Here is a 23766-nt window from a genome sequence, read left to right on the forward strand (position 1 = left end):
TCATTCACAAAAAATGAAAATTCCACCTTATTTAAAAAAAGGCGACACCGTTGCTATTGTTTGTACAGCCAGAAAATTTTTTCCAGAAGATGCTATTCCTGCTAAAGAATTATTAGAATCTTGGGGTTTAAAAACAAAATTGGGAACAACAATTGGTTTAGATAGTTGTCAATTAGGTGGAACGGATTTAGAAAGAGCGGCTGATTTTCAAAATATGATGGACGATGAAAATATCAAAGCAATTTGGTGTGCTCGTGGTGGTTATGGAACTGTTAGAATGGTTGATTTATTAGATTTTACCAAGTTTAATAAAAATCCGAAATGGATTATGGGTTTTAGTGATGTTACCGTTTTGCATTCTCAAGCTAATGCTGAACGAGTAGCTTCAATGCATTGTATTATGCCTTTTACTGTTCCAAAAGCTTCTGATGAAGTGAAAGAAACTTTGCGAAAAGCATTGTTTGGAGAAAAAATGGAATACATAATTCCTTCAAAACCTTATGACATTCAAGGAAAAGCTTCAGGTGAATTGGTTGGTGGAAATTTATCGATTTTGTATAGTTTATTAGGTTCAAAATCATCATTAGACACTAAAAACAAAATTTTATTTATTGAAGATTTGGACGAGTACCTTTATCATATTGATAGAATGATGCAAAATGTTAAACGAAACGGTTATTTTGAAAACTTAAAAGGATTAATCGTTGGTGGAATGACCGATATGCATGACAATGAAATTCCTTTTGGACAAAATGCAGTTCAAATTATTACTGCAATAGCAAAAGAGTATAATATTCCAGTTTGTTTTGATTTTCCAGCGGGTCATGTTAAGGATAATCGAGCTCTTCAATTGGGAAAACAGGTTGATTTTGAAGTAAATGAAAAAGAAGTCTTTTTAAAGTTCAAAGAATAATTTTTTGGAACACAGATTTAAGAAATTATAGAAATTTATAAAATGTTTTGTAACAAATGTTTAAAAAGAAAACCAATTACTGTAAACTGTAAACTGTAAACTGTAAACTGTAAACTGTAAACTGTAAACTGTAAACTGTAAACTGTAAACTGTAAAACGATTATAAATGGCAGAACATAATGATTTAGGACAATTAGGTGAAGATTTAGCTGTCGATTTCTTACAGAAAAATGGTTATGAAATTTTGGATAGGAATTGGCGTTTTCAAAAAGCAGAAATTGATATTATTGCAAAAAAAAACACTACCTTAGCTATAGTGGAAGTTAAAACACGTTCAAGTTTGGAGTTTGGATTGCCTCAAGACTTTGTAAAACCAAAAAAAATTCAATTATTAGTAAAAGCAGTAAATGAATATATTAACAGAAATGACTTAGATGTCAATGTTCGTTTTGATATTATAGCAATTCATAAAAACAAAGAAAGCTTTACTATTGAACATATCGAAGAAGCTTTTTATTATTTCTAAATTTCTTTTGTTATAATTATAACAATTTGTTTTTTTATATATTTTTGCAAAAAAATAAAAAAATGAAAACAGTATCGTCTTTTGTAGAACACTATTTAAAAACTAAACCATTTTTATTAGGATCCTTGTCTGAAGGAATAATTAATCTTACATCTTTGGCAAGAATCATGATGCCTGAAGTTGAAAAGCAATTAGGTAAAGACATTAAGCAAGGAGCTGTAGTAATGTCTTTAAAAAGGCTTACAGAAGAGTTAGATTTTAAGATTAATCATAGAATTTCTAAAGTAATTAGAAATATAGGTGAAATTACAGTTCGATCTTCTTTGAACGATTACACTTATATGCTTTCAGATACATTATTAAGCAAGCAAGCAGAATTAATTTCAACAATTAATCTACGTAAAGATGTTTTTTATACTTCTTCTAGAGGTGTCAATGAAATTAATATTGTATTAAGTGATACTATGGATTCTGTGATGGAAGAGCTTTTTAAAGCAGAAAAGCAAATTCAAAAAATAAATGATCTATCTTCAATTACCATAAAATTACCACATGAAAATGTAAATGTTCCAGGTGTTTATTACTATATTTTTCAACGTTTAGCTTGGGAAGGAATTGTACTTTATGAAGTAATTTCTACGTCAAATGAGTTTACATTTTTAGTAAGTGAACAGCAAGTTGATATTGCTTTTAGAGTGATTAAGGATTTGAAGAATGTTTAAAAAATAATAAAAAGCATCAATTTGATTTTATGAATGCAGCTATTTTAGTTCCAACTCCAAACGAAGTACCTAAAAGTCTTACCAAACTTTCCAATTCATATATACTACAGTCTTCATTAGCTGTTTTTTCAATCCTAATGTTTTTTTTATTGTATGTGTTACTAATTATAGGATTAGGATATTTGGTTTATTTTGCTTTTATATATGAAATTGAAAATTATAATAAGTTTACAATATTAGGAAAATTAGGTGCTATTGCAGGTTCTGTAATGTTGTTGCTTTTTACTTTAAAATTTATACTAAAATTAAAAAACCCAAAACCAGAAAACAGGATAAAGTTATCTAAATCAAAATATCCTGAATTATTTTTATTTATAGATACAATTTGTAAAGAAACTGGAGCTCCAAAACCAAAATCAATTTATGTAGATCCTGATGTAAATGCTTATGTAGCTTATACAAATGTTTGGATGAGTTTGTTTTTGCCAACAAGAAAAGATTTGACAATTGGATTAGGTCTTGTGAGTACTTTAAACCTTAGCGAGTTTAAAGCAGTTATGGCACATGAATTTGGTCATTTTGCTCAAAAAAGCATGAAAATTGGTAGTTATATTCATAGTGCAAACACAATAATTCACGACATGATTTTTACAAGAGATAGTTATGATGAAATGTTGGATAAGTGGAGAAATTCAGATATTAGACTCTCATTTGCTGCTTGGATTATAACACCTATAATTTGGTTAATTAGACAAGTATTGCGACTTTTTTATATTTTTTTAAATATAATGCATTCTGCTTTATCAAGAGAAATGGAATTCAATGCAGATAAAGTTGCAGTAAAAACTGTAGGAAGTGAAGCTATAGTATCTGGTTTATGGAAACTTGAATTTGGTTTTGAAAAATGGTCAACTATAGTTAATAATGCCTATCATGCTTCTAAAAAAAGTATTTTTTCAAAAAATTTATATGCACACAAAAATGCTTTATTAGAGAAAACAAAAGTAGAAATTGATACTAAATTTAATCAATTACCTCTTGATGCATTGGGAAATAGAAATTTCTTTAGTCAATCAGAGAATTCTAAAGTAAGTATGTATGCAAGTCATCCGCCAAATGATTTGAGAGAAAAAAGTGCAAAAAACCCTTTTATTTCTTGTGTCATAGATAAACGTTCTCCTTGGATACTTTTTAATAATTCTGAAGATTTACAAGAAGAAATGACACAACTAATTTATAAGTTGTATTTAGGAAAAGCACCAGAAAATCCAACAGATTTTTTAACTTTTGAAAAATTTATTGAAGCGGAAAATAAAAATAATAAGTTGTTTGAAGAACTTGAAAACACGTTTGAAAACAGATTTGTAAATATGCCTAAAAAGGAATTCTTTTTAGAATTAGATTCTGAAATTGAGTTTCCAAAAAAGAGATATGAAACTCTTCTATTAGAAATAAAAGAGCTGATGAAACCTGTCAAAGAAATAGAAACTTTAATGATTAAAGTTCAAGAAATGGCTTCAGGAGTTTCTAAAAATAAAACCATTGATTACAAAAATGTTGCTTATAATAAAAAGAATTTACAAACAGTTTTTGATATACTATTAGCAGATCGTGAATTTTTATTCAACAATGGATTTAAAGATTGGGACGAAAAATACTTAAAACTTTTTTATTATTTATCTAAAAAAAATGGAAAAAATACAGAATTGTTAAAGTTATATAATCAACAATGGAGAATAATTGAGTTATATCAAACAATAATTAATACAAAGAATAAGATTATTTCAGAAATAAATGACTTGCAAAGATTAGGAGAAGTTTCACAAGAGATGGTAGATAATTTATCTAATGAAATAAAGAGTTATGTTAGATTTATTAATGAAAAAATCAATAGCTTAGATAGTCTTAATTTTGTACCATTACCTAATATTGAGTCAATTGTTGAATTAAAAGAAGCAATTGCAGAGAAAGGTCAAATAGAAAATCAATTAGGTAGAATATTTGAAAATGGTAAATTTGAAAAAATAATATTCGAAATAGATACTGCTATTGCAAATTGTAATCGAGTTGAAAATAAAAATCTTGAAGAAATTTTAAAAATCCATCAAGAATTGATTAATTAAAACCGTTGCATCAACTCCAAAGCCTTACTAACACTCTTCACATTATCAAAAGTGAGTAGTAATCGCAATCCATTTTTGGTCTCTTTTTCTTTCAACTTACAGATGTTTCCATTTTGTTGCACAAATTGCATCACTTTTATAAATCGGTTTGATTGATAGAAATTAGATTGTTGGTCACTGATGAAATATCCAATCATTTTGCCTTGTTTCATGATTAGTTTTTCGAGTCCAATTCTTGTTGCAATCCATTTTATTCGAACACTATTTAATAGTGCAGTGGCTTGTTTTGGTAAAGCTCCAAATCGATCAATTAGTTTTTGTTCAAAAGCTTGTAACTGTTCTTCGGTTTTTAAAGTGCCCAATTCGTTATACAAAGCCAATCGTTCCGAAACACTATTGATATAATCATCTGGAAACAACAATTCAAAATCAGCATCAATCAAAATATCTTTGACAAATTCTTTGGTTTCAATATCATTATCAGCTTCGTATAAATCTTTGAATTCGTTTTCTTTCAATTCATCAATAGCTTCATTCATGATTTTTTGATAAGTATCAAAACCAATATCATTGATAAAACCACTTTGTTCTCCTCCTAGTAAATCTCCAGCACCACGAATTTCCAAATCCTTCATCGCAATATTAAAACCACTTCCTAATTCACTAAATTGTTCTAAAGCATTGATACGTTTTTGAGCTTCACTTGTCATCATCGAATAAGGTGGCGTTATGAAATAACAAAACGCTTTTTTATTACTACGACCCACTCGTCCACGCATTTGATGCAAATCCGATAATCCAAAATTATTAGCATTATTGATGAAAATTGTATTTGCATTTGGAACATCTAAACCACTTTCAATAATGGTTGTGGCCACTAAAACATCAAATTCTCCTTCCATGAAAGCTAGCATCAATTCTTCTAGTTTTTTGCCATCCATTTGTCCGTGACCAATTCCAACTCGTGCATCGGGAACTAATCGCTGAATCATTCCAGCTACTTCTTTGATGTTTTCAATTCGATTATTGATGAAGAAAACTTGACCATTTCTTTGGATTTCATACGAAATTGCATCACGAATCAACTCTTCACTAAAACGAATTACATTAGTTTCAATAGGATAACGATTTGGAGGTGGAGTTGTAATTACAGACAAATCTCTCGCAGCCATCAAAGAAAATTGTAAAGTTCTCGGAATTGGAGTTGCTGTTAATGTCAACGTATCAACATTAGAAGCAATCGTTTTCAATTTATCTTTAACGTTTACTCCAAATTTTTGTTCTTCATCGACAATCAATAAACCTAAATCTTTAAAAACTACATTTTTATTGACTAATTGATGGGTTCCAATGATAATATCTACTTTTCCATCAGCCAAATCTTTTAAGGTTTCTGTTTTTTGTTTGGCAGTTCTAAATCGATTTAAATAACTTACTGTAACAGGCATTTCTTTCAAACGTTCTGAAAAAGTGCGATAATGTTGGTAAGCCAAAATAGTTGTTGGAACTAAAACTGCCACTTGTTTTCCATTGTCAACAGCTTTAAATGCTGCACGAATAGCAACTTCAGTTTTTCCAAAACCTACATCACCACAAACCAAACGATCCATAGGTCTTTCGTTTTCCATATCAGCTTTTACATCAGCTGTTGCAGTAACTTGGTCTGGTGTGTCTTCGTAAATAAAAGAACTTTCTAATTCTTTTTGCAAATAACTGTCAGGAGCATATTGAAATCCTTTTTCTAGTCTTCTTTTAGCATACAATTGAATTAAATTGAAAGCAATATGTTTTACACGAGCTTTTGTTTTTTGCTTCAAAGCTTTCCAAGCATTGCTTCCAAGTTTATATATTTTGGGAGGAATTCCTTCTTTACCATTAAATTTTGAAATTTTATGCAAAGAATGAATACTTACATAAACAATATCATTGTCTGCATAAGCAATTTTAATAGCTTCTTGTGTTTTGCCTTCAACCTGAATTTTTTGTAAACCACCAAATTTTCCAATTCCGTGATCGATGTGTGTTACATAATCTCCAACTTGTAATGAAGTCAATTCTTTGAGCGTAATGGTTTGCTTTTTCGAATAATTACTCTTGATGTTGAATTTGTGATAACGTTCAAAAATTTGATGATCCGTGTAACAAGTCAGTTGCAATTCTTCATCAATAAATCCTTGATAAATGGGCAACACCAAACCTTGGAATTTGGAATTTGGAATTTCACCATTGGAATTTTCATCAGTTAAATCCTCAAAAATATCTTGAAAACGTGTAATTTGATTACTGTTTGAACAACAAATGTAATTGGTAAACCCATTAAAATGATGTTCATTAATGTCATTCAATAACAAGTCAAACTGCTTGTTAAATGAGGGTTGAGGTTGAATATGAAATTCAAATACTTTCGTTGTTTTGAATAAAGCTGTATTGTTTAATTCAACAATATTAAAGTTAAGAGCTTGTTTTAAAAACTGTTCTTGATTGACAAATAACTCTTCAGGTTGAGCGTGTTTGATATCTTTGGAAAGTTTACCAAAAGCTTCTACTGCTTTGTCAAATAATTTGTCTAATTGGTTGCAAATGAATTCTGAATTTTGAGTAAAAATGACTGTTTTTTCATTAATGTAATTTAGAAATGTTTCACGATTTTCATCTAAAAACTTATTTTCAACATTTGGAATTACAGAAATTTTCTTCAGTTTTTCAACGGAAAGTTGGGTTTCCACATCAAAACTTCTGATGCTATCGACTTCATTTCCAAAAAACTCAATTCTATAAGGATGATCATTCGAAAACGAAAACACATCGATAATTCCACCACGAACCGAAAATTCTCCTGGTTCAGTTACAAAATCTACTCTTTTAAAATTGTATTCAAATAAAGTTTCGTTAATAAAATCGATTGAAAGCTTATCGTTTACATGAACTTTTAAAGTATTTTTTTCTAATTCTTTTCGGGTGACTACTTTTTCAAATAAAGCTTCAGGATACGAAACAATGATAGCAGGTTTTTTTCTGGAATTGATTCGGTTTAAAACTTCTGCGCGAAGCAAAACATTCGCATTATCCGTTTCATCAATTTGATAAGGTCTTCTATACGATCCTGGATAAAATAAAACATCATTTGTATTAATAAGCAATTCCAAATCATTCAAAAAATAGGCAGCTTCTTCTTTGTCATTAAAAAGCAAAAGAAAAGGTAAATCTGATTTTTCAAACAACGCTTGAATAACAAACGAAATGGAAGAACCTAATAAACCTTTGGCATGAATTTTTTGATTTTGTTGTGCTAAAGTTTCAGCAAAAACAGCAATTTTTGCAGATTTTTTATAAGAATTGGCTATATCAGGTTTCAAAAATTATTCAGTTTTAAGAAGTTTTTTTCTTTGAGGACTCTTGTTTTCGTCTTTAAATTGTTGATTGTCTATTGAATCTTGTTTGCGTATTTTTTCCATCATCAACTCAGGACTTGCATTTCTAGTTGTATCTAATGCCTGAATCATATATTCTTCTCCAACTTCTTTTGGAATTCTTTTCTTGATGATTATTTCTTCCCATTGGCCAACTAAAGATTTCATTTCCTCATTGATTTCTGGAATAAGTTCTTTAATTTTATTTTGTGGAACATCAGTTAAATGAATAAAGGAGTCTAACATTTTTATTTTGGTGTCCAAAGCTGCAATTCTGCTTTTTACTTGAGGAATATTAAATTGACTTGGAATATTTAATTGAAGTGAATCAATTTTTGAAGAAATATTCTTTGTTTTTAATTGAAAAGCCGTTAAATTACTTTTTGGCTTCTGATTAATTTCAATAACAAATTGTTGCCATTCGTTCCAATTGCTTACTTCATTTTCTGCAGTTGGTGAAAGTGTAGGAACTTTTAAGTCCCAAATTGAACTTAACAAATTAAAAGTTTGTTTGTTTTTGGCTATAATTTTTTCGTTGTCTTCTTGAGTAGTTTCATCATTACAAGAAATAAACAACAGTGAAATTATAAAAATAAAAATCGATTTGTACATAAATATCAATTAGAATACAAATGTACAAATGTTTAAAAAAGAAAGTATAGTAATTAGCATAAGTTAACACAATTTAGTAAAAAAAGTAATTGTTTTTAAATCAGTTAATTATAGATTGCTAATTATGACATCTTGAATCAAAACCTTTGATTGTGGTAAGTTTTTGAGTTTTTAGTAAAAAATTAGCTTAAAAAATCAAAAATCAACAATTGAAAATAATATATTTGTACCCGTTAATTTAATGACAATATGAAGACAAAAATTTTAATTATTGGTGCTTGTGGGCAAATAGGAACAGAACTTACCAAAAAATTGCGTGAGATCTATGGAATTGAAAATGTAGTAGCCTCTGACATTAGAAAATTAAATATTGATGTTGTCAATGATGGAATTTTTGAAGTTGTAAATGCTTTAGATTATAATCAAATTGAGCATTTGGTGGAGCAATATGAAATAACAGATGTTTATTTAATGGCTGCTTTACTTTCAGCAACCGCTGAAAAAAACCCAGCTTTTGCTTGGGATTTAAATATGAATTCTCTTTTCCATGTTTTGAACATTGCTAAGGCTGGAAAAATTAAAAAAATATTTTGGCCTTCAAGTATTGCTGTCTTTGGGCCAACAACACCAAGTCAAAATACACCTCAATATACGGTTATGGAACCTTCAACAGTTTATGGAATTAGTAAACAAGCAGGTGAAAGATGGTGCGAATATTACAGTCATCAGTATGGTGTTGATGTTAGAAGTATTCGTTACCCAGGTTTAATTAGTTGGGTTTCTGAACCAGGTGGAGGAACAACAGATTATGCGGTTGAAATTTATCATAAAGCTATTACTGAAGGAAAATATACCAGTTTTTTATCTGAAAAATCAGCTTTGCCAATGATGTATATGGATGATGCCATCAAAGCTACAGTTCAAATTATGCAAGCTCCAGAAGAGCAAATTAAAATTCGTTCCTCTTATAATTTAAGTGCAATGAGTTTTACTCCAGAAGAAGTTGCTACAGAAATTAAAAAACATTATCCTGATTTTAAAATGAGTTATGAACCTGACTTCAGACAAAAAATTGCGGATAGTTGGCCAGCAAGTGTTGATGATTCTTCAGCTCGTGAAGATTGGAATTGGCAAAACGATTTCAATTTAGAAAACATGACTACAGAAATGTTCAAAAACTTGAAAGAACACAAATACAACGACTAGTTTTATTTCTTTTTTTCGTTTATTATTTTATCCTCAATGGCTGATTTTATTGAGATTACTTCATTAGTAGTTTCATTAGGAATTGTCATGGAAAGCACATAATGTTTGATTTTCCATTGATTATTTTCTTTAACCAAAACACCAGAACCTCTACAAAGTTTCATTTGAGTGTTTAATAATTCATCAAACCAAGATGTTTTTCCATCTTCCGAAAAATAGATATTTCTTTCAAGAGCAGTAAAATTCCATGCTTTTCCTTTGTCAAAATATGGTTTTGAAAAAGCCATAAATTCTTTTTTGTTCCAATTTTCTGTGGCATCAGTTCCAATGAAAATTCCATCATCAGCTATTGCATCAAAGTAAGATTGAAAGCTAGTTTCTGCAGCATCTTTATGCCATTTGTCAAGAAAAGTATTTATTTTTTCTTTTGAGTTTTCAGTGATTTTTTCTTTTGGTTCAATGCAAGAAACACATAGCAATATCAAGGATAAGAATAGAAAATATTTTTTCATTTTAAAGTTTTAATTTATCTAAAAGTACAATTTTTTTGAAACTTAAAGTAATTTTTTAAAATTTCTCATCATGTTGTGATAAATCTAATCCAACTCTTTCAGAATTATCGGAAACTCTTAAAGGAATTATGCTATTGGTTATTTTGAATAACAATAAAGAACCAAAAAAAGTAAATGATGAAACCAATACTAAAGCTATCATATGATGTCCAAAAATGGTCCACCCACCATGTAAAAGACTTGCATTTTCACCTTGAGCGAAAATAGCCGTTAAAATCATTCCCATAATTCCACCAATTCCATGACATGCAAAAACATCTAAAGTATCATCAATAGCTTTAAGTTTTTTCCAATACAACATTTTGTTGGATACAATTGCAGTAATAAATCCAAAAAAGATACTTTCTGGAATTGTTATAAAACCAGCAGCAGGAGTTATGGCAACTAAACCTACAACAGCACCAATACAAGCTCCTAGGGCAGAAACTTTTCTACCATTAATTCTGTCAAAGAAAATCCAAGTTATCATAGCAGAAGCAGAAGCAATTGTTGTTGTAGCAAAAGCCATTGCAGCAGTTCCATTTGCAGCTAAAGAAGAGCCAGCATTAAATCCAAACCATCCAAACCAAAGCATTCCTGTTCCTAGTAAAACAAAAGGTATGTTTGTTGGAATATGTTCACTATTTTTTCGTTTACCTAATGTTAAAACTCCAGCTAAAGCAGCAAAACCAGCACTCATGTGAACAACTGTTCCACCTGCAAAATCTTTTATGCCAAAGTAAGCACCCAATAAACCGTTTGGATGCCAAACCATGTGGCACAAAGGAGTGTAAATAAATAAAGTAAACAAACAAATAAACAATAAATAAGAAATAAATCGAACTCTTTCAGCAAAAGAACCCGTAATAATTGCAGGAGTTATCACGGCAAATTTCATTTGAAATAGAGCAAAAAGGATGAATGGTAAAGTCGAGGCAAGCTCTTTATGAGGCAAAACGCCAACATTATTAAAAAAAGTAAAATCAAAAGGGTTTCCGATAATTCCGTAGTGTATTCCATCGATAGTAAATCCTATTGAAGATCCAAAAGCCAAACTAAATCCAACAACAACCCAAACCAAAGAAATAACACCTAAGCATATAAAACTTTGAAGCATCGTAGAAATAACATTTTTTCTTCCAACCATTCCTCCATAAAAGAAAGAAAGTCCCGGTGTCATTAACAAAACAAAAGAAGAAGAAGTCAATAACCATGCTACATCAGCAACATTTATCTCAGATTCTAATAAAAATTCATTTTTAAGATTATTTGAAGGTGTCCAAAATAAACTTGTTATGGCTAATAACGATATAATACAGAATGAAACAATCCATCTTTTTTCTATTTTCATAATTTATACCCTTTAATTTTTTAGGGTAAAAATACATAATGCTTTAAAAAAATAGAATTAAACCCTAGTAAAAATAGCGTTAAACTTATTTTTTTAGTAAATTGTTATTAATTGTGTTAGTTTTTGTTTTTTTGATAATTTAAAAAGACTTTTTTTAAAAAAACTATGTCTATTTTGATTCAACTTTTATTTGTTATATTTATAATAGTCAAAAATAAATACCTTTTTTAAAAGACCTTGTGAGTTAATAATAGGTTAATGAATTAGTATTTTACTTGACAATTAATACTTTATAATAATTTTACATTATGTCATTGAAGTCGAGGTTTTTAATTTTAGGCTCTATAATTACTTTAATTGCTATTTCAGCGATTCAAGCTTATTTGATTTATAATACTTATGAATTAAAGAAAAAGACATTTGCAATGGATGCGAGAAATTCAATTGCAAAAGTATATAGCACTCAAGAAGTTGATTCTTTATTTTGGATTTATAGGAATGACTTTTTAGAACAGCTAGGACTTTATGAAGATTCAAAAATCACTAAACCTGAAGTTATTAAAAACCTTGAATCAAAAACAAATGAAGTAAATAAAGCGTTTTTAAAAGTATATGAAGAGGGAATAAAAGAAAATGATATTGAATTTAAAGTAAAAATTAAAATTTCTGTAACAGATATTATTCTTTTAGATAGTTTATCAGCAGTAAATGATGTGTTTTTAGATTCAGAAAAAGATAGTGCTATTTTTATTTTAGGTAATAATTTTTCTAATGAAGATGCAATTTTAATTAATAAAGGTACTTGGCAAAAAGAATTAGAAAATTCAAAGAGCTTTAAAGATTTACACTTTAAAACTCAAGTTTATATGAACCTTGTTGATTGGGAAAGTTTTGTTGTCAAAGAGCTGACCTCATTATTAATAATTTCTATTCTTTTATTTGTTTTTGTAATTGGGTTGTTGTCATATTCTATAAACAACTTAATTAAACAAAAAAGATTAGCCGAAATTAAAACAGATTTTATCAATAATATAACACATGAGTTAAAAACACCTTTGTCAACTTTAGCAATTACAACAAAAACACTAACAAATAAATATGCAGAAGGACAAACAGAAATAGCTAAAGAAACAATCCAAGTAATTGATAGGCAAAATAAACGTTTACAAAATTTAATTGATCAAGTTGTTAATAATAGTATTGGTTATGATGAAATTGATTTGTCATTAAAAGAGTTTAAAATAGCTCCTTTTTTAGAAAAAATTATCAGTGATTATAAAATTACATTAAAAAAAGAAATTGTTATCACTAGTGATTTTGAAAATTTAGAACAAAAAATAATAGCAGATAAATTTTATTTAGGAACAGCAATTTTAAATTTATTATCAAATGCTGTAAAATATGAAGGAACAATAATTAATGTGACTTATAAATATAATGAAAAAACAAAACAACACATCATTTCAGTAACTGATAATGGTATTGGAATTTCAAAAAAGAACCAAAAAATAATCTTTGAAAAGTTTTTTAGAGTAAGTGAAAAAGATACTCACAATTACAAAGGTCTAGGTTTAGGATTGTATTATAGTTCGCAAATTGTAAAAGCTCACAAAGGAGCTATTGAAGTAGAAAGTAAAGAAAAAGAAGGTTCAACATTTAGTATAATTATTCCAAAATAGTAAAAATGAAAAGAATATTATTAGCGGAAGATGATTTTGATTTTGGTGCAGCATTGAAACAATATTTAGAATTGAATAAATATGAAGTTGTTTGGGGGAAAGACGGTGAGGAAGCCTTTGAATTATCTAAAAATGATTCTTTTGATATTGGAATTTTTGATGTGATGATGCCAAAGCTGGATGGTTTTTCATTGGCTGAAAAAATTATAAAACATAACCCTGATTTACCTTTTTTGTTTTTAACAGCCAGAAAAGCTAAAGATGATAGAATAAAAGGATTAAAGTTAGGAGCTGACGATTACATAGTAAAACCTTTTGAGGTTGAAGAATTGATATTAAGGTTGCAAAATATAATAAGGAGAACAGAAAAGAAAAATGCAATTGCAGATGACTTTTTTAAACTTGAAAGTATAGCTATAGGAAAATATATATTCGATATACAAAAATTAGAATTGAGAATTAATGATTTAACTTTTAAATTAACAGAAAAAGAAGCCAGATTGATTTATTTTCTATATGAATCTAGAAACAATTTAATTCAACGAGATGAGATATTATTAAAATTTTGGAATAATAATGATTTTTTCTCAGGGAGAAGTATGGATGTGTTTATAAGCAGAATCAGAAAACATTTCAAAGAAGACGAAAATATAACAATTAAAAGCACAAGAGGCATTGGTCTTGAGTTTATCATTAACAATTAATTAAATCAACTATTAAAATCATGAAAAAGATTATTTTATCAGTGCTATTATTTTCAATTTCATTATTGAGTTTTGCCCAACAATATTTTGGAACAAATACATTTGGTAACACAAACATAGAAACCAATTATGATGTGGCAAAAGACAGTCAAGGAAATGTATATAGTGTTGGTTTTTATTCAGGAACATTGACTGTAGGAACAACAACGGTTACATATAAAGGAGGAAATGCAGACGGATATTTAGCAAAACATGATGCTAATGGAAATCCTTTATGGGTTAAAAGTTTTGGTGGTGCTGCAGATGATGTTGCTCTTGCAGTAACAGTTGATAATGCAGATAATATTCTTATAACAGGATATTTTCAAGGAGCAGGCTCAAATTCTTTTGATGCAGATCCAGGACCAAATGTTTATCCTTTATCTCAATTGGCACCTATATTAAGTAGAGATTGTTTTATTGTAAAATTAGATAGTAACGGAGACTTTATTTGGGCAAAACAAGTAAGTAATCCAGCTGGTGGTGCAGCTAATGAAGATTCTAAAGATATCACAGTAGATTCTTCAAACAATATTTATGTAGTAGGAGGTTTTAATTATGCAGATTTTGATCCAGGAGCAGGTCAGCAAACTATATTAGCTACAGGAGGAGGTAATAATCAAGATGGTTTTGTTTTAAAATTAGATAGTAATGGAGATTATGTTTGGGTAAAAACTTTTAACTCTTCAAGTGCTGTGGTGATTGAATCAATAGATATTGACACAGCAGATAATTTATTAATAGCAGGTCGTTATCAAGGAATTGTTGATTTAGACCCATCAACAACAGTTACAGCAAATTCTTCAACTTCAAACGGAAGCTTTGATAATTTTTTAGTAAAATTAGACGCAACAGGAAATTATGTTTGGGGTAAAGTTTTTGGAGGCAGCGGATTTGACAATCCTACATTTGTTGAAACAACTGGAACAGACGTTTATATTGGAGGTTCATTAGTTGGAAATCAAGATTTGGATCCATCTACAGGAACAAATATGTATACTGTTTTAGGTTCATCAGATGGTTATATATCTAAATTTGATTCATCTGGAAATTATGTTTCTAGTTATGTTGTTGGTGGTTCAACAACTACTGAAAATGAAGAAATGTATAGAATGATAGTAGGACCAAATGGAAATTTATTTGTTACAGGAACTTTTTTAGATACTGCAGATTTTGATTTTGGAACAACTACAGTTAATACAACTTCAAACGGTGGGTTAGATGTTTATATTTTAGAGCTTACTCCATCTATGCAATATGTAAACCACATAACTGTTGGTGGAACAGGAAGAGAAATTTTCCCGAAAATAGTTTTTAATGCAGATAACTCATTATTGTTTTCAGGTTCTTTTATTAGCTCAACTGTAGATTTTAACCCTTATTCTGGTATTGATACAATCAATAATTCAGCAACAAATACTTATGACGTTTTTGTTTCTCGTTTTGAATGGGCAAATATTGCATTACCAACTAATTCATTTCATCAAAATGCAGTAGGTATTTATCCAAATCCAGTAAAAGACATAGTAAACATTAGTAATAATGAAAGTTTTACTTCATATAAGATATACAATACACTTGGTCAAATAGTAAAACAAGGTTCTTTAAATGGTGAAACAATTGATTTGTCTACGATTTCCAACGGTATTTACTCTTTGCAATTATCGGGAAACAATATCAATCAGACTAAAAAAATTATAAAAGAATAATTCTGTTTTTTTATGAATTGTTATAGGGGGAAAAGGAAGTGGAAACACTTCCTTTTTCATTTAAATATTTATTTTTTTAAGAGTATGATTTTCAATTGAAAAATAATGTACTTTCGCACGTTATTTGTCCTTTCAGATAACCTATACAATGGAAGCTAGTTTTGAAGAATTGATTTCAAGTTATATTGATAATAAAGTTGGAATTTCAAAAGATTTTTTAAGTGAATCATTGGCAAATAATCTTAGAGATAGTTTGCTAAACCTTTACAAAGAAGAAGAATTGAAATCGGCAGGAATTGGTCATTTTGGTACTTTTGCTAAAAACAAAGAAATTCGAAGTGATGTTATTTATTGGTTGGATAAAGAAAATAATAATCCATATGAATTAGAATTCTTTGCACTTATTGAAGATTTTATTGCTTACCTGAATAAAGAATGTTTTACAGGAATAAAAAGTTATGAATTTCATTATGCATTATATAAACCAGGTACTTTTTATAAAAGACATTTGGACCAATTTCAAGACACTAGCAATAGGCAATTTTCAATGATTACATATTTAAATGTAGATTGGAAAGAAGGTGATGGTGGAGAATTAAAGATATATGATGGTGATAATTCTCAAACCATAAGTCCAACGAATAGAAAGACTGTTTTCTTTAAAAGTAATGAAATGGAACATGAAGTTTTAGAAACCAACCAAATGCGATTGAGTATCACAGGTTGGCTTCGTAAAGACCTTATTGAGGTTATCGTTTCATAGCAAAATGAGCTCTAAACTCTCTTGCTTCATTATTTTGATTGAAATAATTTACAACAAACCAATAATCAGTTGATGGTAAATCATAGCCATCTAATTTTCCGTCCCATCCAAAACTAGATGTTTTAAATTGCTTGATAAATTTACCATAACGATCAAAAATTGAAACAACAGCGTTTGGATTATTTCTTAAATCCCAAATATTCCATGTGTCATTATAACCATCTCCATTTGGTGTAAAGAATTTTGGAAATTTTAAAACGGTTGCAGTCACAGTTATATCATTGCAATTTCCTAAGACATCTCTAACATTAATAATATGTTCACCAGAAGAAACATTGTTAAACACATTATTTTCTTGAAAATTTCCAGAATTATCTAATTGATATTCATACAAACCATATCCATTCAAAATATTTATAGTTATAGAGGCAACATCATCAAAATCGGAAGACATAACTGCTTCTGCTATTGCGTAACTTGATTGAAGTACTTCAACAGTTGTAGAATTATAATTACAATTTGAGCCAACATCTGGAGTAAGTTTAATAGTTTCAATTGTATAAGTTCCAATTTCAGTAGCGTTGTAAAATGGTCCCGTATGAACTAAATTGTTATTAAAATACCAATTTACTGTAAACATCAGAGGATTAAGATTTGTATCGATAAATGCAGGCTGAATTATATCATTTGTAATTGGGTCAACACACATATAAGCATCTTCAATATTTAAATCTAACAATGGATAAATTGTTAAAGTAAAAGATTTTTCATCTGAGCAATTTACATTATTAAAAGCTGTAGCATAAACGTAAATAGTATAAGTTCCAGCAGTGTCAAAAGTATAATCTGTTGGATTTATGACATCAATTCCATTTGGACTTAAATAATAATTTACATCATAAACAGAATTATCTAAAGCAGGTAAAGTATATGCTCCACATTTTACAACATTTGAAAAATTAGGTAAAATAGGAGTTTGTGAAATAGTTATAGTAAATGATTCTTCATCACTACAAAAAGTTCTTCCACCATTTTGAGCATAGACAAAAACAGTATAAATACCAGGAACATTAAACGTAAAATCTGATGCAGCTAAAGGGTCAATTCCTCCAGTTTGCCAAAAATAATTTCCAACAGATAAAGTAGGTAATGTATAACTATCACATGCTGCAATGTCTGAAAAACTTCCAACATCAATACCTAGAATGTTAACTTCAAAAACAGTTTCAGCATAACATCCATTTGCATCTAAAGCATCATTAAAAATATAAATGACTTGACTTGTTTCAATAGATGTTCCACTTGGGATTATATTACCGTTTCCAGCAGGTTCTGTGTGATAGGTTCCATTTGTTAAATTTGGTAAAATAAATGGGTCACAAACAAAAATATCAGTAAAATTTTCTACTGGAGGCAAAGGAATTATTTCAACAGTAAAAGAAGTTTCATTTGAACACCCATTTAGTATGTCATAAATATAAATAGTTTGGTTTGTAGAAATAATATCCCCTGCATTCAACATAGTTCCTCCACCATTTGTTGCAGTATAATAATTTCCACCAGTTAATGTAGGCAGTTCATAAGGATTATTTGCACAACGAATTACATCATTAAGGTTGTCAACCATTGGCTTAGGTTTAATTGTAATTGGTAATGTAAAAGTTGATGTACAGTTTGGAGTTGTTGTTGTACTAGCATAAACATATATTGTTTGTGAGCTTGATATTGTTGTACCATTAGGAATAATGGTTCCTTGACCTCCAATTTGGGTATAATAATTTCCAGCATCCAAAACGGGTAAAATATAATCTCCGCAAGAAACCACAGGATTAGGTTGATTTAAAATAGCTACATAAAAACTACTTTGATTAGTACAAACACCATCATCAGCAAAAATAAAAATAGTAGCAGTTGAACTTATAACATCACCAGCAAATAAAGCTGTTCCTCCACCATTTGTTGCAGTGTAATAATTTCCGTTTGTTATGGGTTGTAGTATGTAAGCTCCACATGTAATTACATCGTTTAAGGTGTCTACAATTGGTAAAGGATGAATGGTTAAAGGAAATGCATCATCTCTACAAAAAACACCGTCTATTTCAACATAAAAATATATAGTTTGATCCGTTGTAATTATTGTTCCTGAAGGTATAAGAGTTCCAGATCCATTTGGTCCTCCAGCTTCAGTGTAAAATTCACCAGCTACTGGAGTAGGAACTATAAATTCACCACAATGTTCAAGACCAATATCGTATTCGTCCATAAAAGTGGCAAGAAAACTTGTCTGATTGGTACAACCATTAGCATCTGGACCACTAAAAATGTAATAAGTACCTGTTTCATCAATTATATCATTTGGATTTATTTGATTTCCAGTTCCATTTGGACCATCATAATATGTTCCGTTTATTAATGTTGGAAGTGTGAAATTTTCACAAGCAATAACATCAGCTAAAGAATCGACAGCTGGCAATGGATTTACGACAATTTCAAAGCTTGTGACATCATAACAATTAGGATTTGTATTACTTTCGACTCTAACCCAAATTGTTTTAGGAGAAGTAGCTGCTGTAATTGTAGTAGAACTATTTATATTACTAGTGTTGTTATTTGCATCAGCTTCAGAATTATAAAAAGTAATGTTTAAATCGTTTGGATTTTGACCGTTCAATATTTGAATATTTTGACTGGTTAAATTAACTGTTAGAGTAGGAGATGTATTGCATAAATTGATATTACTTGGTTGATTAGCTAAAATAGTAGGAGTTACTATCAAGTCAAAAGTATATTGTGCATTACAAATTGTGTTAGAACTAATGTTTAAGAGTTTTATATAAATAGTTTCATTTCCACTACTAATGTAAGAACTTAAATCAGAAGATGGAATAGGATTGTTAGCATTAACATTTGCAAGAGAGTTATAGTACAATACTTGGTATTGGTTAGGGTTAATACCTAAAGCAGCAGCATTATTTTCAGTCAAGTCATATGTATAAGAACCTGAGTTATCATTGCATAGGTATAAATCAACTGGGTTTGTTACTTGGAGGTCACTAAAAACAATGGTATCAGTCATTTGACAAGTAGTACCATCTTTAACAACAGTTACTGTATAAGTTCCAGGTTGAGTAATTGACAAGGTGTTACTTGTTTCACCAGCAAGTATGTTTCCATTTAATGTCCAAGAGTGTGAAAATTCAGATACATCTAGATTAGTTGTTATGGTTGTATTGTTTCCAGAACAAAGACTAGCATCAGGTCCTAAGTTGACAGTACTGTTAAAACTTCCTGCAGAAATAAAAACTGCAGAATCATAATCAGCGTCATTATAATCACCAATTACAAGTTTTATTCTATAAGGATTGTTAGGTATTGTTACAGCAGAAGCATTGAGAATTTTTGTAAACCCTCTCATGTTTAAACTTGAAGTAGCTGGGTTATTTACATTATAAATATTAAATAAACTAGGGTTTACTGAACCACAGGAAGAGTTATAAATACTATTTCTAATATCTTTTACTGAAATAGGTGTGTTTGTTCCTGGAATAACAGCAATATTAGTGGTTACACCTGTAGTTAAATCGGTTAAAAGAAAAGCAAATACATCACTAAAACCACATTGAAACTCACCATATTCATTGGAGGCAAATAAGAATCTAAAATTAAAGTTGTTTGAAATAGGAATAAAATCAAATTGTAAGTAAGCAACATCAGTCAAAGTTGAAGTTTGACCAGAACTATTGGATATATTTTGTAAATCAGGGTCACTATTTGAATTGATTTGACTGCTTAAATCATTTCCCGTATAAATACCTTGCGAATGTTGAGCAATTCCATTTCGGATGATTATTCCTTGATTAATAGGAAATGTAGAGCCATTCTTATTAAAATAAGCTACAGATTGACCTGAAGAGTAAGAAACGTTAGTGGGTGAAATACAAGAATTGGTTACTAAAAGATTGGCTAAATCTGTAGCGGAGTAGGTATTGCTGTCAACAGAAATTGTTTGACTATGACTTATGAGCGACCATAAGCATAATACAAAGATTAATTTTTTCATAGTTTGGGGGCTTTATGAAAATGATTAACAAATTAAAAGACAAATATATACAAAATAAATTAACATAGTTAAAAATAAAAAAAACCTAACATTATACTAAATTATGGAACCAATTGTGTTTTATAAATAAACAGTTAATTTTATTAAACGCGGATGTGATTTTAACTATCTTAAAATCTTCATTAAATATTAATTAGGGAATGGATTAGACCATTTCATATTGGTATATACATCTGTCCCAGATAAAGTTTTTAAAAAAGCAATAACAGCATTTACTTCTGCTTGAGTTAAATTTAGTTGTTGTCCAATGCCATTTGGAGTTAGTCTTGGATCTAAGTTGTTATTTCCAGGAGCAATATTAATTGTTCCGTAGTGTCCTACTGCTGCTTGTAAAGTTGTGATACCTCCAGTATGCATCATAGGCCCATTTAATACTCCATCCATACGCATTAAATTTCTCAAAGAAGGAGCTTTTGTATTTGTAACATCAATACCTGTTTGAGCAATAGTTCCTATAATACCATTATTTTTACTAGCAGGATCTATGTCAAATTCAGGAGCTCTATGACAACCAGCACAACCTAGACCACCACCAGTTCTAGAACCTGCAGAATTAAATACAGGAGGAGCTAAAAATAAATTTTTGCCCTGATTTTCTTGTGCTGTAAAATTATTAAATGGAGCACCATCGTTTGGAGCATTTGCTCTTCCAGTATCATATTTTGAATCAAAGGATTGAATGCTTCTAATAAATTGGGCAAGTGCTTTTTGAATTTTTACTTCTGATATTTCTTCTGTCCCATATGAAAATTTAAATAACTCTTTGTAATAATTAATTGCTCCTAATTTTATTAATAAATCATCAAAAGATAAATCACCATTTAGGCCACTATAACCCATTTCTCCATGATCTTTGATAGGCATAGTAGTTTGTTGTTCTAAATTTAAAGCTCTTTCATCCCAAAAAAATCGAGTTTCTGTAGCAAATCTTGTATTTATTAAACGCATCGAATGCCTGCCCGTAGAGCCATTTACTCCTACACTTGACACTGATGTATCGCTAAAAGCAAATTCTTGTTTATGGCAAGAAGCACAAGCAATGGTGTTGTTACTAGATAAGTTTTTATCGTAAAATAATACTCTACCTAGTGTAGCAATCTTATCATTTATAGTATTCTCAGTCGAATTGTCTTTGGTAATATAGGATGGAATATTCTGATTAGCATAATTGTATAAATTATTCAAATCAAGATTTGTTCCAAAAGTATTTGTTACATTGGGATAAGTATCTGTTGAAATTGTTTCGTAATTATCATCTTCATTGCATGAAAAAAGTGTAATAACACAACACATGCTCATTATAAAATGAAGTTTTTTCATAAGGTTAGTCTTTAGTAATTAATTGATAAGACTTTAAAACTTAAAAAAGGTTTAATACTCTTTTTAAAACATTTGCTCTTTATTGTATTTAAAGTAAGTTAAATAGATATAAATTTAAAGAATTACTCATGTTTAAAAAACATAGAATTGTTATAGGTATTAACGCTTACCTCGTTATCAATATTTATTTATATTATTTTTTAGACTAGTTAAAAGCTTGTTTTTTTCTCAATTAAAGTGAAGAAAATCTGTACTTCATGATGATAAACAATTAATATTATAACCCATTCATTACAAATAGCATTTATTCTTTGCTTTCATTAGAAGGAGTTTTTTACAAAACCTCAAAACCCCAGTAACCATTAGACACAAAAAAAGCCTAACATTGCTGCTAGGCTTTTAAAGCTCCCCCTCTTGGGCTCTACTATAAATTTGTGAATCCTTATTATATCTACATTCATACTTTTTTTAATATTACCTGTACTCGAATTGTATGCCTTTTTTTAATATATTTATACATTTCACTTTTAAATATACATATGAATTTACCAATATCAAAAAATTTACCAATAAATAAGTTGGCTTCTGTTTTTGGAAGTACTTCTGCATCATATAAATTTTATTGGTTGATTTCTCTTATAGAATTAATTGAAGAAGGGCATGTAGAAATTCCTAAAAAGAAAATATTTACAAGAATGATTGTTAATACTTGGTATACTATAAATTATTTCCAAGTTTCTTTTGGTCCTCAAGATAAATTACAAATAGCAGTAAAAAATATTTTAGAAGAAGAAAATTTACAAAAAAACGAGAAGAAATTAAATCTACAAAACCATATAGAAAACTCTAAAAATAAAATAACAATAAAGGAATTACTCCATTTTGATAAAAATGTACCACATTGGTTTTTATCACCATGGTATCCTAAAAGAGATTTTGAAACTAACAGTCAACAAAAGAGTAGAATTTATAAAGAATCACAATCATTCAGTAATGATGTATTATATGCTTTACACAAAGATTATATTGCGGTAAATCCAATTTGGCTAACTTATCTGAAATCCAATTCAAAAGTATTAAAAGATTATTGTTATTGGAATTTATCATTGTTTCTTCAAACTCGAAACCCAAATGTACCTGATATACCAAATAAGATTATAAGACTTGCAACTAGAAATAGTTTAACTAAGCAAACTAATGAATTTTGGAAACTAGTTTTTAAAGAATTAGGTTCAATAAATTGTATTTTTACGGGTACAAAATTAGTTTTTAATGAAAAAAATTATGCATTGGACCATTTTATTCCACATGCTTTTGTTTCTCATGATTTAATTTGGAACTTGCTACCAATTGAGAAGAAGTTTAACTCTCATAAAAGTGACAAATTACCATTATTAGATAAACACTTTGATAATTTTTTTGAATTACAAAAGCAAGCTTATGAAATTGTTTTAAATCAAAACCCCAAAAATAAATTTTTAGAAGACTATTTAACAATCTTTCCAGTCCATAATAAAAGTAATGGATTTCAATATCTACGATTTAGAGAAAATATAGAACCATTGATAACAATAGCTCATAATAATGGTTTTTTGTATATGGAATGATTTTGAAAATCTAATTGTTTTTAAATTTTAGATAAAAAATTTTATTTAAGCTTTGGCTAAACTCATTAACCTAGGTTAATAAATTTAGAACTATTATTAAATATTACTATAATTCTTATTATTTAAAATGTTTGTCTATGCTGTTATAGTGTATTGTATTTTACCTGTAATATTTTAAAGTTTAATGTTAAACTATTTAAATACCTATTCCTTCTTTTTATTCTTGTTTTTTAAATAATAGCCTAAAGTTATAATACCTAATGACAGAATAATATTAAATACATTTGCATTATTTCCTCCTTTGCTTATGTAAAGCAATCTGCCTATAAAAATGAATATTCCAAAAATTAGTAATATCCAACCTAGTATTTTCATAGTTTTATATTTTTTAAATTAATTGATGAGAATTTA

16 protein-coding genes are annotated in these 23766 nt (G+C 28.9%); 10 read left to right on the forward strand and 6 right to left on the reverse strand.

The genetic code is table 11. The features are described from left to right. Positions 1 to 13 precede the first annotated feature (13 nt). The 4 genes from ACFO3U_RS00965 (at position 14) to ACFO3U_RS00980 (ending at position 4284) form a co-directional block, all read left to right on the forward strand. The gene (locus tag ACFO3U_RS00965; RefSeq protein ID WP_379737552.1) at positions 14 to 913 is read left to right on the forward strand and encodes a S66 peptidase family protein; all 900 of its coding nucleotides are present in this window, start codon (positions 14 to 16) and stop codon (positions 911 to 913) included. A gap of 166 nt (positions 914 to 1079) precedes the next feature. After that, positions 1080 to 1439 carry a YraN family protein gene (locus ACFO3U_RS00970; RefSeq protein ID WP_379737554.1) on the forward strand — a complete coding sequence of 120 codons (360 nt, stop codon included), beginning with the start codon at positions 1080 to 1082 and terminating at the stop codon, positions 1437 to 1439. Positions 1440 to 1501: 62 nt separating this feature from the next. Then, complete coding sequence (locus ACFO3U_RS00975) at positions 1502 to 2161, forward strand: aspartate kinase (protein WP_379737556.1); 660 nt, start codon at positions 1502 to 1504, stop codon at positions 2159 to 2161. 29 nt (positions 2162 to 2190) lie between these two features. Next, positions 2191 to 4284, forward strand: a complete 2094-nt coding sequence (locus ACFO3U_RS00980; protein WP_379737558.1) for a M48 family metallopeptidase — start codon at positions 2191 to 2193, stop codon at positions 4282 to 4284. Here the strand turns inward: ACFO3U_RS00980 and mfd are convergent. Continuing rightward, positions 4281 to 7598: a transcription-repair coupling factor gene (gene mfd / locus ACFO3U_RS00985; RefSeq protein WP_379738151.1), complete on the reverse strand. Its 3318-nt coding sequence runs from the start codon at positions 7596 to 7598 to the stop codon at positions 4281 to 4283. The genes ACFO3U_RS00980 and mfd overlap by 4 nt on opposite strands. 45 nt (positions 7599 to 7643) lie before the next feature. Then, positions 7644 to 8306: a hypothetical protein gene (locus ACFO3U_RS00990; RefSeq protein ID WP_379737560.1), complete on the reverse strand. Its 663-nt coding sequence runs from the start codon at positions 8304 to 8306 to the stop codon at positions 7644 to 7646. Positions 8307 to 8555: 249 nt separating this feature from the next. Between ACFO3U_RS00990 and ACFO3U_RS00995 the strand changes: the two genes are divergently transcribed. Continuing rightward, positions 8556 to 9512: an NAD-dependent epimerase/dehydratase family protein gene (locus ACFO3U_RS00995; protein ID WP_379737562.1), complete on the forward strand. Its 957-nt coding sequence runs from the start codon at positions 8556 to 8558 to the stop codon at positions 9510 to 9512. 2 nt (positions 9513 to 9514) lie between these two features. Here ACFO3U_RS00995 and ACFO3U_RS01000 read toward each other — a convergent pair whose 3' ends face one another. Both ACFO3U_RS01000 and ACFO3U_RS01005 read right to left on the reverse strand, forming a co-directional pair. Further along, on the reverse strand, positions 9515 to 10024 hold the full coding sequence (locus ACFO3U_RS01000; RefSeq protein WP_379737565.1) for a nuclear transport factor 2 family protein: 510 nt from the start codon (positions 10022 to 10024) through the stop codon (positions 9515 to 9517). 55 nt (positions 10025 to 10079) lie between these two features. Next, positions 10080 to 11414, reverse strand: a complete 1335-nt coding sequence (locus ACFO3U_RS01005) for an ammonium transporter (protein WP_379737567.1) — start codon at positions 11412 to 11414, stop codon at positions 10080 to 10082. A gap of 308 nt (positions 11415 to 11722) precedes the next feature. Between ACFO3U_RS01005 and ACFO3U_RS01010 the strand changes: the two genes are divergently transcribed. From ACFO3U_RS01010 to ACFO3U_RS01025, 4 genes are all read left to right on the forward strand, one after another. Next, positions 11723 to 13093 (forward strand): sensor histidine kinase, encoded by a 1371-nt coding sequence (locus ACFO3U_RS01010; protein ID WP_379737569.1) that lies wholly within the window; start codon positions 11723 to 11725, stop codon positions 13091 to 13093. A 5-nt stretch (positions 13094 to 13098) separates the two neighbouring features. After that, positions 13099 to 13797: a response regulator transcription factor gene (locus ACFO3U_RS01015; protein WP_379737571.1), complete on the forward strand. Its 699-nt coding sequence runs from the start codon at positions 13099 to 13101 to the stop codon at positions 13795 to 13797. A 20-nt stretch (positions 13798 to 13817) separates the two neighbouring features. Beyond that, complete coding sequence (locus ACFO3U_RS01020) at positions 13818 to 15545, forward strand: T9SS type A sorting domain-containing protein (protein ID WP_379737573.1); 1728 nt, start codon at positions 13818 to 13820, stop codon at positions 15543 to 15545. Positions 15546 to 15693: 148 nt separating this feature from the next. Then, positions 15694 to 16308 (forward strand): 2OG-Fe(II) oxygenase, encoded by a 615-nt coding sequence (locus tag ACFO3U_RS01025; protein ID WP_379737575.1) that lies wholly within the window; start codon positions 15694 to 15696, stop codon positions 16306 to 16308. Here the strand turns inward: ACFO3U_RS01025 and ACFO3U_RS01030 are convergent. Continuing rightward, complete coding sequence (locus ACFO3U_RS01030) at positions 16295 to 20368, reverse strand: T9SS type B sorting domain-containing protein (protein WP_379737577.1); 4074 nt, start codon at positions 20366 to 20368, stop codon at positions 16295 to 16297. The genes ACFO3U_RS01025 and ACFO3U_RS01030 overlap by 14 nt on opposite strands. 189 nt (positions 20369 to 20557) lie before the next feature. Next, positions 20558 to 21748, reverse strand: a complete 1191-nt coding sequence (locus ACFO3U_RS01035; protein WP_379737579.1) for a cytochrome-c peroxidase — start codon at positions 21746 to 21748, stop codon at positions 20558 to 20560. Between the two features lie 539 nt (positions 21749 to 22287). Here ACFO3U_RS01035 and ACFO3U_RS01040 point away from each other — a divergent pair. Next, the gene (locus ACFO3U_RS01040; RefSeq protein WP_379737581.1) at positions 22288 to 23355 is read left to right on the forward strand and encodes an HNH endonuclease domain-containing protein; all 1068 of its coding nucleotides are present in this window, start codon (positions 22288 to 22290) and stop codon (positions 23353 to 23355) included. Positions 23356 to 23766 lie beyond the last annotated feature (411 nt).

Source organism: Flavobacterium ponti, assembly GCF_042652765.1.
In the GTDB taxonomy this organism is placed as follows: Bacteria; Bacteroidota; Bacteroidia; order Flavobacteriales; family Flavobacteriaceae; genus Flavobacterium; species Flavobacterium ponti.